This is a genomic window from Nostoc sp. DedQUE08 (assembly GCF_034530895.1).
In the GTDB taxonomy this organism is placed as follows: Bacteria; Cyanobacteriota; Cyanobacteriia; order Cyanobacteriales; family Nostocaceae; genus Nostoc.
Genome location: NZ_JAVRCD010000021.1, coordinates 39,912 through 56,228, shown reverse-complemented (window position 1 = coordinate 56,228; position 16,317 = coordinate 39,912). Strand labels below are relative to the sequence as shown.

The window sequence follows — 16,317 nt, the reverse complement described above, 5'->3', positions numbered from 1 at the left end:
ACAAACAGTAATGGATGGAAACCAAAATGAAAATACTTATCATTGGTGGCACAAATTTTATTGGCCCTCCTCTAGTCCGTCAACTGATTACAATGGGTCATGAAGTGAGCGTATTTCATCGGGAAAAACTACAACTAACTTACCACCTGATGTGCATGAAATTTTGGGCGATCGCTCCCATCTTTTGGAGATGAAAAGCAAGTTTAGGCAACTTTCGCCTGAAGTTGTGGTAGATATGATTGCCTATAACGAACAAGATGCACTAACTCTGATGAACACATTTGAAGGTATTGCCCAGCGTGTTGTTGCGATTAGCAGTATAGATGTGTATCGTGCATACGATGTGCTTTGGGGTAAGGAATCTGATGTTGTGCCTGTACCACTTACCGAAGGTTCGCCCCTGCGCCAACAACTTTATCCATACCGGGAAATGCCCTCTAGACCGATCGCTGTGCCAATTGATTATGAAAAGATTTTGGTGGAGCGGGTGGTGATGTCATCCAACTTACCCGGAACGATTATACGCTTGCCAATGGTATATGGTTCCAGAGATTTTCGACATCGCCTGTATTCCTATCTTCGGCGAATGGATGATAACCGTCCTGCGATTGTTTTGGAAGACAGTATCGCTCGATGGCGTGGCTCTTACGGCTATGTAGAGAATGTAGCGTATGCGATCGCACTAACAGCAACAAACGAACGCGCAACAGGTCGCATTTATCATATCGCTGATGTAGAAGCACTTACCGAAGCTCAACGCATCACCAAAATCGGGAAAATAGCAGGATGGCAGGGTAAAGTTGTTATCGTACCCAAAAGCCAGTTAGCATCAGAGTGGAAATTGCCTGTCAATACACAGCAAGATTGGTTTGTAGACTCAACTCGTATCCGTCAAGAGTTGGGATATAAGGAAATTGTGCCGTTAGATGAAGCATTGCGGCAAACCATTGATTGGGAACGAACTCATTCACCTCAAGAACCGCAGAAGTTTGCAGTCCCGTGGTTGCTGGACTATGCAATAGAAGATGTGATTTTGTCTAAATTCCCTTGAACTTCATAGTTAGTAATAAATAGCTCTTTTCCTTTAGCTGCACCACTTTGTTTATAGTTATTCATGCCGTACTGTAATTCCCACTCTGAAATATTAGCCCATTGAAAATTTTCTAAAATTTGCGTTGAGTTGTCGTAGGTAATTAGCCAGCGATGATGACATTGTTGCAAAAGTTCAGCAAACCTCTGATGTTCAAAAGAGGTGTGTAAGTCACCATCTTTACCGTATAGCTTTGATTTTGTAGCGCTAAAATATGGTGGATCTAAAAATAAAAATACATCTTCTCCTCCTGATTTTAATAGATGGCTGTAATCCAAATTAGTAATTTGGACATTTTCTGAGAGAATATTTTCTAACTTTTCTAGCCGTTCTATTGAAGAATCAGTAAATCTTTTATAGAAAGCTTGTTCAGAAAAACCACCTGATTCTACGGTTCCAGAAAAAGTAATTCTATTGAGGACGAAAAAACGAACGGCTCTTTCTAAATCAGATAATTTATTGACATCTACACTAGTCAATTCTGAAAACAATAATTTGCCATCTGTAGACTTTACTTTAATATGGCGAATTTCTTTAACTAACTGAGCGATATCAGATTGGGCTAATTTCCAGAATAAGAAGAGTTCACGGTTTAAATCGTTAATCCAAATTTTGAGATCGGGAAACTTTTGTCTTAAATAAATGAATACAGAACCACCACCCACAAAAGGTTCTCGAAATTCCGAAAAGCTTTCTGGCAAATATTCAACTATTTGATTTATTGCTTTTGATTTACCACCAGGATATCGGAGAGAGCTTTTGAGCATAATTAGAAATCGTCACACTTGGGGTAATAACAAACGTCGAAAGCCCTCTTGCTCAAAATGACGATTAGTGGTTAACGCCTTGGTGACACCACGCTGACGCATCAATACTTTCACTGTCTGCTCCTGTAGCGTAACCAAGTTTAATGCTTCCAGCATGACTTCGGAAACGTTGACGAGCGGCTTCTTTTTCTGTTTCAGTTTGCGACTTTTCACGTCTTGGAGAACCATACTGCTGTTCTATGGAAGTAGCTACCAATTCTGCAAGAGATACGCCTGCAATCTCGGCTTGCTGTTGCAATGCTGCGTAGACTTCATCACTTAATTCCAAGCTTAAAACCTGACTCACCGCACTACACCTCAGCTAGTATATGTAATTATGGATGTGATACTAGCTTAGTTTATTGACAACGCATAACCTTTTAATTCTAACGAGCGTCGGGATATTGACAAAAAATTACGTATGCTTAATATAAGCTAGCTAAATAAATTTAATTTTTGAGCTAATTAAATGTTGCATTTTCGTAAAAGTCTGTTACATTACTTTACAGACAGTGATAACTGTTACAACATAAAAGCTCGGAGTATTTTTTATGGCAGACGTTAAGAAGACTACGCCTTCGGTTTCAGAAGATCCTAATGCTTTGCGCTGGGGCTTCACTCCTCAGAGCGAAAACTGGAACGGTCGTTTTGCAATGATCGGTTTTATATCTGCTGTTGCGCTTGAAGTGTTTTCTGGTCAAGGGATTTTACACTTCTGGGGTATCCTTTAGATTTAAAGGTTTTTAGCTTCATTAGATTATGAGGCAAGGCGGGGATTAGTAAAATTGTCTACCTTGCCTCGTAATCTCAAGAATTAGAAAACTCGCCAGCAACTACCGTGATGAGCGAAATATTACACGACCGGGGGATTCTTCTTGATTGATTCGCGCATAAACTCGAAGACAAGTTAAGACTTCGCCAGGAATACCGCCACAGTCTAGTTGTAAGTCATCCTTGGATGAAGCACAGATATCTGCATAAAGTCCCGATAATTGGCGAATTCGCACTTCATTACCTGCATTAATAGCTTCATCAGCGACTTTCTTCAAAATGCGCCGTGATTCATGTTGTAGCTTTCCCCACCAAGAATAGCGTTCAGCCGGTGGTACAAATACTAGGGAATGTATCGCTTCGTCCATATCAATCCAAGCACGAAGAATTGATAGGGGATCGGTATTTTTCTCTGCTTTTTGAGTGCGTTGGAAGCGATCGCTTAAAGCATCAATATATTGATCGCGCTGTTCTGGTTTGGAGTGTAAGGAAATGACATCGAAGCTAAAAACGCTCTTTAAAGCATGATGTAAATCTGGGTCTATTTCGATAAAATTCATATATAAAAATAGAAATGCTGCTGGTAAATCGGATGCATTACCTTGGGGAATTTTAGAATTTGAAAGTGCTTGTTGATACAAGCTCAATCCCTGAGCTTGAACAGTACCAGTAAGTCCGGGGTAGATAATTTCGTCGCGGATAAAGGGAAGTTGAAAAAGATTAGAATTATCTGCGATCGCACCAACTTCTTGAGCTAAATCCAAGGTGCGCTGTCGCCAAGTTGCAGCTAAATCCTCTGGGACTCGCAGCAGTTTGCGTTGAATCTCATTCCACAAATCAGAGTCTGTTTGGCTTTGCAGTTGGGAATTACCCAAATAATAACTAAGTTCTGAGTCAGAATCGAAAGCTTCTCGGAGATGACTTAGTTTTAACTCATCTGGCGCATCTTCCCAACCAGTATTTTGCTGTGGCGGTGCAGGTTGTAACAGACTATGAAGTTCTTGCAGCACCTCATCACATATTTTAGATCCTGGATCTAGTGGAAATTCGGCGCGAGCCTGATTTAAACTAGCCTCTAGTCCATACAAACTAAACCGCAGTAATTGGGCTAACTCCGAGTTTTCTATCTCTAATAATTGACGCAAGTGCTGCATGAATCTCACCTCCAAAGCGAATAAAACTTGGCAAACCTCTGCGCCCCTTTGCGTTTACTCCGCGCCCCTTTGCGTTTAAAAATCTTAATTTTTTTTAACGCAGAGGAACCCAAAGGTTAACGCAGAGGAACGCAGAGGTTTAATGTATGCCGCAAAAGGGATCGCGTTCTTTATCAACTTCATTAGGTTGCAATTCTAATTCAGCACGGTAAACACATCCTTCTTCTTTGAGGCATTCTTGATTTTGTGATGTCCAGTAAGGGACTTCACCGGCGTGCATTCTTAGAATACCTCGATCGTCGAGAGTTACACGATATTGGCAAGGATAATCTGTGGTTACATCTGGTTTGCTGAGTGCGCCAATTCTTATCCATTTTTTGCTGTTGGTTTCGGCATCTGTTTGATAAACATAGAAGGTGTGCTGGCCAGTTTGTGGGAATGGAGGTAAGGGATTACTAATTAACCCAATTCCTGGTTGCGTCACCCCATCGCGCAAATAATGAAATTTGTGAAACGTTTTACTACCATCATTTCCGACTTCAAATACAAGATGATAGGCATCTGGTTGATCGACAGTTGCTGACTCAATCACGTTAACGGCAATATCACCATCATTTAAATTTTTATTGAAGCCTTCCACAGCGATATTCCAGTTCAATTTACCATCAGCAAATAGCGCTGAAGTTTCTGAAACTACCGATTCTAAATCAATACCAGAAATATCAATCAAATAATGGGGATTTCCTTGACAAAGCAATACGTTAAATTCGAGGGTTTGGTCAATCTCAAACTGGACTTTGATTTTTTTCAGAAATTCTACTTCTGGCATTTCCAGTTGATTCATGAGGTTTTTGCCGTCAAAGCTTCCCCATAGTCGTAAATCTCCCTCTTCGTAATCTTGACGGTAGATAATGTTAGTTAATTGTATGCCTTGCCAATGAGTACGAACTTTAGCAACAGTTTCCCAAGGTGCGAGTTGATAGAGTTCTTGTCCGGCTTTGAATATAGTTAGTAAATCGTTGCTTTGGGTTTTGCGTTTGAAATTGCAAGGCAAATAATAAAATAGATTTTTGACATCAATTTCTAGCTGGTTGGCCCCCTTACGCAGCAAGCTTTTAGACTCTTCTGGATCGAATCTCAATCTTCGTAGCTTTTCGGCATAGCAAGCACCGGCGGAGGTGGCTAGCTTAGTAAATTCCAACACAAAAGTAATCCGTTCTGGATTCCAGACAAAATATGGAGATTTACTAAATTCTTGGTAGATTTGGCGCTGCACTATGTCTAAATTACAAGTTTTACCAGACAAAATTAACCAATCAACTTTTTGGGAATTCCAAGAATCTTTGGTGAGATCGTCGGGACGCAAACGACTTTCCATTAATCCTTTGGCAATTCCGATCGCTTCTTTAATTCCCGAAGCGGCGGCTCGTTCAAATTGTTGATTATCTAAGGTGACGCAGATGTTATTTGGATCTTTTACTTGCAATTTAATGGCGCTTTGGTTAAGCAATTCGGAAATTTGCTGCTCAGAAAGTGTAAAGGTTAATAGAGAATTCTCTATTGGTGGCTTTTGCCCAAGTTTAAGTTTGGCTGCTTCTGCATAATCCCAGAGAATATAAAAGGATTGCAGACGTTGAGGTGCTTGTTGCCAACGAGTCGGTAATACTTTCTCGGCTGTATCTAGAGCATCTTTGTAAGCAATATCGCCTTCTGGATTCTCTTTATCTAGACATTTTAAAAGACTGCCAGTTTTGAATTTGCCTTGTTCTAAAAAGCGCTCGTTTAACTCCGAGTTAATTAAATCTTCTAGCTTTTCGTTTTCAATATCGCCTATTGTGACTGCTGTCAATAAATAATCGGCGATCGCAACTTTTAATAATCTAAAAATTCGCAATGTAATTAACTCACCACCTAGCTGTAAATGACCAGATGAACCTAATAATTTGGGGGTAAGTTTATAGTAACGTCCTCCTAAACCCCGGTCTTCATAATCAGCAAAAGCTGGGGTTTTATCTTCTAGAGTCAGTTCAATTAAAGCTAAATCTGTAGTTCCGCCGCCAATATCCAAGACGAGAACATTTTGTGACCATTTGTTTCCTGCTTGGCGACAACGGGTTTTGAATGACTCGATGCCAATGTTGAGATTACCACCAAATTCTCGCCATAAAAAGAATATCGCCACAGAAACGGCTTCATCATAAGCAGTTTGCACATCGTCGATCCCTAACTGCTCAACTAATTCTCTAACTTCCTTACGAACAACTGGTGGGGCGACTGTTGGGTAAGTGACAACTGCTGTTAAAAAATCTCCTTCCGAAAATCTGCGTCGTGCGTGTTGGCGGTAGTCTTCAGTTAACTCGATTAAATGTGCCCAAGCAGATTGGATTAACTGGTTAGCGGTAATTGTTTCTTCTTCGCCATCCAAAATAACTGAAAACGATCGCTCCTGGCCAAAATAGCGTTTGGGTGAATGGTGAAACCTGCTGATAATTTCCTTTAAAGAACCGCTTGTACCTTGAGCGATCGCTTTTTTTCGGTTATCTCTAGCTTCCCTTCCCATCCGTAGTTTTAAGTCTTCTAAGTGCGAAATTTCCGACTCGCTGGGAATTTCCGTATCGCGGCGATCGATATCCAGCACAACTGGGATCAGATTTTGCGACTCTAGGGTAGGGACGCGGAACACCTCATGATAGATTTGGTAAAGTTTTTTGCTGACAGCACGACGGAATCTCTCGCTGTTTCCTAAAGAAAGCTCAATTTGGCGAATTGCTTCCAAAAATCGCTCTTTATTATCACTTTCAAATACTTCACTCAATCGGCTGGGTTCTATCTCCAAATTTTTGCTAATTTCTATGATAAACTTTGCCCAATCATCAGTGCTGACATCCGGTAAAGCCACTGAGGCCGGAGAACTAAGCCATTGCGATAAGCGATCGCGCAACCGCATTTCTTGCTCTTTGGGTAAAATTTCTGCGATCGGTACTTCAATTGGATCGAAGAGTGTGACTGTCGAATTCGACGTACCAAAATCTAAAGCAAACCATCCCGGAAATCTTTTTTGTTGTTTCTCGCTTGGTTCGCGATCGCTATAGTTATTCAATTGGAAAGGGTTCATTATAATATTCACTTTCTGTTGTTTATTTTATAGCTGGCTAAAAACTGTAATGTTCTATCATAAAATTACAAATTTAGGTGATTTCCGACGAAGAAAATACCTGTGTTGGCGAGTTTCGACTTCTCGCAGAGAAGTCGAAACCAACGGCATCGGTATATTTATTCTTGTAAATCACCTTAGAGAATTTTTATGGTAAAAACTTTTAATTTTGGTCTTTAGCACTGGCTTTTTTATTTGGCACGATATCTACGCCTACGCTTTTATATGAAAGGATGTAGGCGTAGCTTAAACTAGGCATTGCTATGAAAATTACGGTAGTTACTAAGTTGATGTTGAAGACTCTTGCTCAGTTGCAAGTCTTACTTGTTCGATAGTTAAATCAAGTAACTGGGCAACCTCTTCCATCGACATACCACGAGCTAAGAACCGAGGTACAAGTTCAAGTTTTAGTTCTTCTCGTCCCTCTTGTTTAGCTTCTTGATAAACCCTAGTTTCTTCTAACTTAACTCCTAACATAGCCTCTACCTCTTCACGACTTAAGTTTGCGAATTTATAAACTGCAATTGTTGTGATTACATCTATTATCTCCTTCTTAGCCAAAACAGTTATCTGCTCTTGTTGCACCCGCTCAATTAAACGTTTCGCTTCCCGAACCATTTGAGTCTCTGAGGCAATAGTCAACTGCATCAAACTGATACCTACTTTGTACTCATCAGGACTACCTAACTCATCTAAATAAATTCGTTGTACTTGAGAACTGTTCAGTAACGATCTATGAATAGTGGTGTTTTCCGGTTCCAAGCTGCGAGACTGTAAAATAATTACCCCATACCAGTCATCGTAAAGCGACGGGTTACGATACATATACAGCATGGATTCTGAGAAAAAGCGATGGTACAGTAACTCATCCTTTTGGAATTGTACCTCAGCAAAAAAGATTATCTGAGATGCTGCATCTGGTGGAGGTAAAAATACCCCATCAATCCGAAATGTTGGTTCTTTAACTTCAACTGATTCAAAGCGATAGCTAGCAGCTTCAGGCGGTGGTTGTTCTACTAACTCGAAAAACAATTCTGGGGCACGCTTGAAAATTGTATAAAAAATCGCATCACGTCTCATAAATACATCCTCATATCTCAACGCGATCGCGTCATCTCAAATCTAAATCATCTGAGTAAGAAACAGCCGCAATTTCGGAAATAATCTGCAACCAAGTAGGAATTTGGATCTCAGATGGCAATTCCCCAGCCGCCAAATATCTTAGCAAACTTTCTTTTTTGGAAAGGTTTTGCAGACTCGGAATAATCTGATCCAAAATACCTTCTAGTTCGGAATTAATTTGCTGATTAACTTCGCTAACATACTGCACAAGATGGAGGCTGGCGCTAGCTGTAATTTCATCTCGCAGTCGCAGTACTAAAAGTTGGTGATTGCTCGATCTGGGTAAGCCTTGGCTTTTCTCTGGTGCCCAATCAAAGATTTGACCAACGTTGTGTTTATCGTCTTGACGTGCTAAAGGAAAAATAATTTCAGGTGCAACAGTTTTATCTTTACTAGTAATTTCCGAGATAATTGCTTCTTTCCATTCGTTAGGGTCGCATCCTAGTAATAATTTGTAAAAGAGATCGGCATCTTCAAAACCAAATTTTTCTTCGATTTCTTGTTCCATTTCTGGATGGAAAAATGCCTGCAATTGTTCGCGTTCTGGGGCGATAGAATTTGATAATTGATTTAACAAATCTACCACTGCTTGCTGGATGCGATCGCGGGCAAAATCTTCTACTTCTTTAACGGTTTTCTCAAATACTGGATAAAAATCATCGCTTTTAGTTGGAAGAGAAGTATTTACGCGGTTTCCCCGATCGAATAATTTCCCAGCTGCACCTTTAGATTCTGCCAGAGCGATCGCTCCATTATTGGCTTTGTTGAAGAGTAAAGTCCACTGGTTCCAATTGAGGATTCTAAAGGTGAGTTCGTCTTTTACTACATCGCTGACAACAACACCGCGTCGGTCTTTAAGTGGTTCTTTGCCGATATCTTTTTGGAAATTTCTGTAGATTTTATCTAAGCTTTCGACCACAAAGCGCAATTCGATAAAAGCCGGACTATCGCCTGTGGGGATACCTTGCTCGTGAATTTCATCTATGATGTCTTTTAAGTGATCTTGTTGCTGACTCACCACATCAGCAGCTCTTTTGGTATCTTCATACAGTTGCTTCAAACCATGAGTAGCTACGTGAGTTTGAATCAATTCCCGCAGCTTACTAAGTCCGCCATCTTGACTAAAGTAACCCAACTGTCTGCCCAAATAGCTACGGGTGTTAGATTCTATCAGATTTTTACTTAATAGCTCCCACTTCTCTTGTAGCCGTTTAGACCTGTCTAGGTAATCAGGATAGTCTAGGTTAGCTAAAAATTCTGGTGAACCAGCTTTGACTTTACTAGAACGTTTTGCTAATTCAGCCAGTCCCAACAGTGGCGACAGTAAAACGATGCGGTCTTTTTGGGTTGTAAATGCTGCTGCACCGTCAATGGTAGTTTGCAGAACTTTGAGTTTTTGGAGAACCGTTTCCTCTTCTAAATGACTATCTTCAATCAGATGATCGAGTTCTCTTTCACCACCCTCGCTGTCTAGAGGGAGTTGATCGAAGCGACCCACACCGACAAGAATTAAATCTTTCAGGTCTTGTCCCGGTCGCTGCTGCTGCATCATCGTGAAGATTTTATTGGCGCGATCGCTCCCAGGAGATTTACCATTTAGCAATACCAAAATTGTCTGTACTTCTGCCAATTCCCGCAATGACAAAAAGGTATCTCTAGCCCCAGAATTAGCAGCCCCCAATCCCGGAAAGTCGATGAGAATAAATTTACCTGCATCTGTAAAATCCCAAATTTCCCGTGAGATTTTCACATCGATATCGACGCGGCGGATCAGTGGGAAACTGTTTTGCAATAACTTTGTTGGTAGCCTCTGGGGTGGACTCGGTAATCTGATGTGCGCTGGGGGTAGATCCTCAAATTTCAGAGTTTGGATTGCCATTGGCTGCTCAACTAGCTGTAGCCCCTCGCGGGCGGTGATAGCATCAATTTGGTAGTGCCCACCACACATAACTTCCCCATAGGCTTGATAAGCCCGCAGGAATAATACCAACTCCCGGAGTAAATAACGTAGCTCCAAATTGTTACTACTATTCCACGCTTCTTCACACCAGCTAATAATATCTGTGCCAGAGTTGAGTTTCGATACTGGTATCGGAGGAAGCCCTGCTGCTGTGGTTCGTTTATTGGCTTCCCCTAGCATGAAGCGGAGACACTCGTGTACTCCCTCATGGGAAAGATACTCTACCGTAAAGTTACTTAATTGCGTCGTTGCAAAATCGTCTTGCGGAATAATATGTATGGCGGTAACATTACCTGTAGTAGGGTTTTCACTGACTGGTAAAGCATCTGCATATCCAATTAGACTGCCTAAAAGTAAGGTTTTTCCACTACTAAATTCTCCCATCACCCCAATTTTGACAGGCGAAGTTGCCAGGTCTACAGTTTTCTGGGCAGCCGATCGCAAACGCAGAAGACAGTCATCAAGACTAGCTGGAACCCAATCTTCTTGTTTAGAAGGGTACTGGGGCACAGAATCTATCTTTCGGAGGATGAATTCGCCGTACTCCTTAAAACGGCCCAGTTTATCTGGTTCCATAAAGTAGTTTCCGCCTAACATTAATTTCTGTGAGCTTTATAACATATAAAATGCGATTACCAGGCATTGTTACAACCAGTTGATATCACATTTAGCATTTCTCTCATTTAATTTGTGATTTTGGGATGAAGTATTTTGCATAGTCAAGACAATTTTGAAACATTGGATTTTGTTAGGAAAAATAAAAAAGAATACGTTCTTCAAAATCAAGGTTTACGAATGAGAGAAGTTAGCTTTTATACCACTAAATAATTGAAGACCGCTTAGTAAATATGTGGGTATTCAACCCTTTTATACACATGATTTAAGGAATAAGAGTTTTAGACAATTTTTACGTAAGTCCTTTATATGCAAGGTTTTTGGTGCTAACCCAAGGGTATTAGAATATAATTCACTACTACACAAGCCAAATCCGCCTAAGCAAAAATTTTTAAACCAATGGAGGTGGGTAAAGTTTCCTGTAGCCGCGATTTTTAGTCGCCAAGACTTGAAAGCATCCCAATTTGGCAAAAATAAAATCATCTGGGGATTCAATCAAGTGGTTATTCTGACTCTTGCTCAGATCCAAAACTAATGTTTAGCAGACACTCATTGGGAGACTAACAGGTATAGATTTCTACCAAATAAGAAGACCTCTCCTTAGTTGTACTAAGTGATAGAGGTCTTTGGAGTTATGTTATTTTGGCTAACAGTTTAAAAACTGCTTGTTATATCAGCCCATAACTGTTCTTTTACGCTTGAAGATGATCCCTAAACCACCCACTAACAGTGCGCCCATAATAGTAGAGGATTCGGGAACAACTTTAACCGTTGCTGCTATAACTTTGAAATCTGGGCCATTGTCGTTAGGAATACCAGGAATAAGCCCATTATTGTTAGAGCTAGTTAATCGCAGTGTTTGAGTAGTGATTCCATCTAAACTAATGCCTATGGAGCCAATATTGAAAGGCCCATTGTTAAGGATGGGGAAGACTTGAGTACTGATGTTATAGTCGGCTTTGGTGTAGTTTTGCCTCAAAATTTTGTAAGTCGCTATAACTTCATTATTTTCACCCAAAGCTTCCACCAATAAATCGCTATCGCCTGCAACTGAACCACCTGCTGTTCCACCACGCTCCCAAAAGAGGAAGGTATTCACGGGATTGGCGAAGGAGACTTCAATGCTGTCTGTATCTGCATTTTCTCGCGTCACCAGAATGCTATTTAGATTTAAGTTTCCCAAACTGTCAACAATGTCTTGAGCAGTTGGGTTTGGTTTTGAGGGGCCTTCTGGAAGCAGGGCGTCATCAGGAGTATTAGGGCCTCTTCCTGAATTCAGTACACCGAATACATTTCCATTTGGGAGAGTGTATGTATCATTTCGGAGAATCTTTGCTTTAGTGACAACTTCAAAGCTACTAATCGTTCTTCCACTAAATTCTACTGAATCCAACCGGATATCCCTTGTGGGATCGTTGAGTAAACTAGATGTAGGGTCGTTAGTCGGAGTAGCTGTGACATTAGTTTTAAACGAAAATTGGGTGAATGGTGCTGCCTGAGCATGAGCAGGTACTGTTAGTATTAGGGAAGCCACTGATATAGAAGCAGCACTTGTTGCGATCGCTATTGTCTTTGCAAAGATATTTGTCATTTGTATTTTCACCTTGGTAGACACCAAAAAACTTACCTGAGTGAATCAGATAGGTTACTAGACAGAACAAATTAGTCGCACAGTCTCAAATGTGTGCAACCTCACCCCCGCTTCTGCAAAGAGCGAATTATCAGACTTTTTTACACTTCGGACAATTAACCCTTCAGTTTTTGAAAGTCTTTAATCAGATTTATGATTCTTTACTACTAAATCTTGGTCGATTTACCGTAGTTTAGTAGAACTATCCCATAGCTTTTTGTTTGTGTCAATTGGTAAAAAAAGTTTTTATAAATTTTGTGTGGGCGATCCTTTCAGCCAAAATGCTGTTATTAGATACAATACCTTAAATGAGTAATGAGTAATACCTATTACTTATTACTCATTACTTCAAAATTAAAGACAGTTGGAGTCGGGGATTTAAACCCCAACTCAACTGATACTATGTGTAATGGTTGGGGTCTTAAACCCTGGAATTTACGATAATGCCGGAGTCGGGATTGTGTTGACGAAAATCTAAGAGTTGATGATGGGATAAGCTGACCATAAAAAATGCGTGTTTTAGCAGCATTAGTCACCGCAGTTTGACTGAGGTTCATAAAGTTTTCTAATCCCCAGAACTGCTTGGCATCTCGAAAATCAAACTCGATTTGGAAGCGTAAACGCCTCACAGAGAATCATATATTTTTAGTGAAGCTAAATCAGGTTTTTCAGCAATGCAATTACATAGCTAAGATGAATTTCTCAGTGATTTTAAAAATAAACAAAGTCAAACAAGCTCTGTGATATATATAGTTTAAATTTCACGCAAAACGCTGAAGTTAATCTTAATGATAACTTCAGCATTTTTTCAATTTATTTACACTAAAAGAGGAATTGCTGCATATATAAAAATAAATAAAGTATTAAGATCGTTAGCAGGTTGGCATAAACAAGATTATATCCATATATTAAGAAATTGTATTTTCAGCATATTACCTTAATAATTTAGGCAGAGCAGGCAGGCAAAAGTGTTTTCTAAAAAGGTGCAGAGCTACGTTAAACAAATCATAGTTGAAGAGGATGAAAAAGTATTCTACCAGCAGGCGGATATTGCTCCTCTGATGATTTGGATGTCTAGATGTAATGCACTTTACTGTTACTTCAATTCTAATTGGCTGAAATTTACTGGAATACATCTAACAAAAGCTGCATCTGCGCGAGAAGAGGAAATAGGCAATATTTGGACTGGCAGCGTCCATCCAGAAGATAGACAGCGATGTGAAGATATATACCTGAGAGCATTTGCGACGTATGATTCCTTCCAGAGGCAATATCGCCTGCGTCGAGCTGATGGTGAATATCGCTGGATTTTAGATACAGCCGCGCCACGATTTGCGGCAGATGGTAGCTTTGTCGGTTACATCGGTTATTGTATCGATCTAACAGAAGTGCCGATAGGGATCGGTCAATCTTCCTTAACAGAAAGCTGCTCGCTATTAACAAATTCCTCTTGCCGCTTACGTAAAATTACAGATAGAGAACGGGCAACAGAATTAGCAAAAGCATTGGAGCAACTGCAAGCAGAAATTAGCAAACGCCAAGCAATTGAAGCAGAGTTACGCCAAAAAACATCAGAATTTGCCGCGATTTTGCAAGTACTTCCTGATTCCTACTTTCGTCTTGATGCTGCTGGAAATATTCTGGATTATAAGCAAGGGTTGATGGAGAGTCTGTATATTTTACCAGAAGATTGTCAGGGCAAGAGTTTGCGAGAATGCTTACCGACTGCTGTAAGCGATCGCTTCCATCAAGCAATAAATCAAGTACTTGAAACTCAATATGAAGTCAGTTTTGAATATACCTTACCGCAACCAGGAAAAAACAATAATTTTGCAGCTAGGTTATTACCATTACCAGACCAGCAAATTATAGTTCTTGTCCGCGACACCAGCGACAACAACCAAGCAGCTTTAATAGAAAGTGATGCCAAGTTCCGCAGCATTGTAGAAAATGCCAACAACGTTATTTTTGCGTTGACACTTGAAGGGATATTTTCCTACGTTTCTCCTAACTGGACTGAGATTTTTGGGCATGAGATTGCAGAGGTTGAAGGCAAATCTTTTGTTCCCTTTATACATCCTGACGATGTGCATATTTGTGTCGATTATTTTCAAAGAATTTTGACAGCAAGCGAAAAACAAAAAGCAATTGAATATCGAGTCCAACACAAAAATGGTAGTTGGCGATGGCATACAAGCAACTCATCTGCTATTAAAGACGCTAATGGCAATATTCTGTACTTCGTTGGTATTTGCTATGACACCACCGATCGTAAAGAAGCAGAAATTGCACTCAGAGAAAGCGCCCAGCGAGAAACATTGCTCAATCGTCTTTCTAGCCAAATTCGAGCTTCTTTGGATCTCAATTACATTGTAGAAACCGCAGTACAGGAGATTCGCAACTTATTCCAGATCGATCGCTGCGCCTTCTTTTGGTATCGGCAAGACGCTGATGTACCCTACTGGGAAAGAGTACATGAGGCGAAAAGTTCTTTTTTACCGTGTTTACTTAACCAACAAGAAGCAACTCATGCCGAAATCAAACTAATCGCAGCCAAAACCTTGAACGGAGAAATCATCCGCATTGATGATACTGAGACTGTGGGTGATTCCATAGCACAGCAATTTTTGCAGGATTTTGGTTTCACTGCCTTTATGGCGCTGCCTGTACACACTCAATCTGGCGAAATTGGTGCATTTAGCTGTGGTTATTGTAGTGGCTTTCGTCCTTGGCAGAACAACGAAGTAGAATTACTACAAGCAGTTACAGTTCAACTAGCGATCGCCATTGACCAAGCTAAACTTTACACCCAAAGTCGCATTACCGCCCAAACTGCCCAAGACAAAGCCCAGCAACTAGAAGCAGCACTGCTAGAACTTCAACAAACCCAAGCGCAACTGATTCAAACTGAAAAAATGTCCAGTTTAGGACAATTAGTTGCAGGTATTGCCCACGAAATCAATAATCCCGTCAATTTCATCTACGGCAATATTAGCCACGCCAGTGAATATACTAAGGATTTGCTGCACTTAGTAGAACTTTATCAACAAAACTACTACCCACCAACACCAGAGATCGATCGACAAATCAATACCATTGATTTGGAATTTCTCAAGCAAGATTTACCCAAAATTCTGGAGTCGATGAAGATGGGATCTGAACGCATTCGGCAGATTGTCCTATCTTTACGTAATTTTTCTCGCCTTGATGAAGACGGTACAAAAGCAGTGGATATTCATGAAGGGATGGATAGCACTTTGCTGCTATTGCAAAATCGCCTCAAAGCCAAACCAGGACATCCCGAAATCCAAGTAATTCGAGACTACGGCAATCTACCACCAGTAGTCTGTCACGCCGGACAGATGAATCAGGTGTTTATGAATGTGTTGACCAATGCGATCGATGCTTTAGAAGAGTCATACTCTGCGGGAAGCCGAAGCGCCTATGTCAATAGTCATACCCTGCAAAAAGGCGTTCGCGTAGCGTCTCCAAGAGTTGCGCTTATGTCATTAGTAAACAACACTGAACAAAGGACACATGACCAAGGACAAATGACTTCTTTACAAATTCACATTCGCAGCCTCATTCAAGAAGACTATGTAATTATTAGAGTTGCTGACAATGGCCCAGGGATGAGTGAAGAAGTACGCAAACGCTTATTTGACCCCTTCTTCACGACGAAACCTGTGGGTAAAGGTACAGGTATGGGATTATCAATTAGCTACCAAATTGTAGTGCAAAAACACGGTGGAAAGATCCATTGTATTTCAGCACCAGGAGAAGGTGCCGAATTTGTTGTAATGATTCCACTAAAACAAGAACCCTCAACCTAGATATCACGCAATAGAGATAAAAGTGAAAAAATCTAGAGACGTAACAGTGTTACGTCTCTAGAACGGTTCTAGATAACGCATATTTAATTTTTGGAGAAGTAATTTTAATCTAAACTTAATCAAAACTTAACCTAATAGTTGTTAACTAAGATCAACTCACTTTTTGCTGCAACATTTTAACC

11 protein-coding genes and 1 pseudogene are annotated in these 16,317 nt (G+C 40.5%); 4 read left to right on the top strand and 8 right to left on the bottom strand.

Translation table 11 applies throughout. From position 1 onward, the window contains the following. Positions 1-26: 26 nt before the first annotated feature. Both RMY64_RS16075 and RMY64_RS16070 read left to right on the top strand, forming a co-directional pair. Positions 27-194 (top strand): hypothetical protein, encoded by a 168-nt coding sequence (locus RMY64_RS16075; protein ID WP_322700600.1) that lies wholly within the window; start codon positions 27-29, stop codon positions 192-194. Then, positions 191-1,051, top strand: coding sequence for an NAD-dependent dehydratase (locus RMY64_RS16070; RefSeq protein WP_322700599.1), 861 nt, complete (start codon positions 191-193; stop codon positions 1,049-1,051). The genes RMY64_RS16075 and RMY64_RS16070 overlap by 4 nt, the downstream gene beginning before the upstream one ends. Here RMY64_RS16070 and RMY64_RS16065 read toward each other — a convergent pair. Both RMY64_RS16065 and RMY64_RS16060 read right to left on the bottom strand, forming a co-directional pair. After that, positions 1,012-1,857 carry a DNA adenine methylase gene (locus tag RMY64_RS16065; RefSeq protein WP_322674051.1) on the bottom strand — a complete coding sequence of 282 codons (846 nt, stop codon included), beginning with the start codon at positions 1,855-1,857 and terminating at the stop codon, positions 1,012-1,014. The two genes, RMY64_RS16070 and RMY64_RS16065, sit on opposite strands and share 40 nt — an antisense overlap. Positions 1,858-1,921: 64 nt before the next feature. After that, the gene (locus RMY64_RS16060) at positions 1,922-2,203 is read right to left on the bottom strand and encodes a hypothetical protein (RefSeq protein ID WP_322674052.1); all 282 of its coding nucleotides are present in this window, start codon (positions 2,201-2,203) and stop codon (positions 1,922-1,924) included. A 244-nt stretch (positions 2,204-2,447) separates the two neighbouring features. Between RMY64_RS16060 and RMY64_RS16055 the strand changes: the two genes are divergently transcribed. After that, the gene (locus RMY64_RS16055; RefSeq protein WP_190893926.1) at positions 2,448-2,627 is read left to right on the top strand and encodes a high light inducible protein; all 180 of its coding nucleotides are present in this window, start codon (positions 2,448-2,450) and stop codon (positions 2,625-2,627) included. A gap of 102 nt (positions 2,628-2,729) precedes the next feature. On the opposite strand, the gene RMY64_RS16050 is transcribed toward RMY64_RS16055, so the two are convergent. The 6 genes and pseudogenes from RMY64_RS16050 to RMY64_RS16025 all read right to left on the bottom strand — a co-directional run. Next, a complete protein-coding gene (locus tag RMY64_RS16050) occupies positions 2,730-3,821 on the bottom strand; it encodes a hypothetical protein (RefSeq protein ID WP_322674053.1) in 1,092 nt (363 codons plus the stop codon). Between the two features lie 139 nt (positions 3,822-3,960). Further along, positions 3,961-6,936 (bottom strand): molecular chaperone, encoded by a 2,976-nt coding sequence (locus tag RMY64_RS16045; RefSeq protein ID WP_322674054.1) that lies wholly within the window; start codon positions 6,934-6,936, stop codon positions 3,961-3,963. Between the two features lie 321 nt (positions 6,937-7,257). Next, positions 7,258-8,055, bottom strand: a complete 798-nt coding sequence (locus tag RMY64_RS16040) for an Rpn family recombination-promoting nuclease/putative transposase (protein WP_322700598.1) — start codon at positions 8,053-8,055, stop codon at positions 7,258-7,260. A gap of 31 nt (positions 8,056-8,086) precedes the next feature. Next, on the bottom strand, positions 8,087-10,633 hold the full coding sequence (locus RMY64_RS16035) for a proteasome protein (protein ID WP_322700597.1): 2,547 nt from the start codon (positions 10,631-10,633) through the stop codon (positions 8,087-8,089). A gap of 712 nt (positions 10,634-11,345) precedes the next feature. Continuing rightward, positions 11,346-12,263 carry an exosortase-dependent surface protein XDP2 gene (locus RMY64_RS16030; RefSeq protein ID WP_322674057.1) on the bottom strand — a complete coding sequence of 306 codons (918 nt, stop codon included), beginning with the start codon at positions 12,261-12,263 and terminating at the stop codon, positions 11,346-11,348. Between the two features lie 460 nt (positions 12,264-12,723). Further along, positions 12,724-12,925, bottom strand: a pseudogene (locus RMY64_RS16025) (IS4 family transposase); the annotation flags it as partial. Between the two features lie 438 nt (positions 12,926-13,363). On the opposite strand from RMY64_RS16025, the gene RMY64_RS16020 reads away from it, so the two are divergent. Continuing rightward, positions 13,364-16,135, top strand: coding sequence for a PAS domain S-box protein (locus RMY64_RS16020; protein ID WP_416212150.1), 2,772 nt, complete (start codon positions 13,364-13,366; stop codon positions 16,133-16,135). Positions 16,136-16,317: the final 182 nt, after the last annotated feature.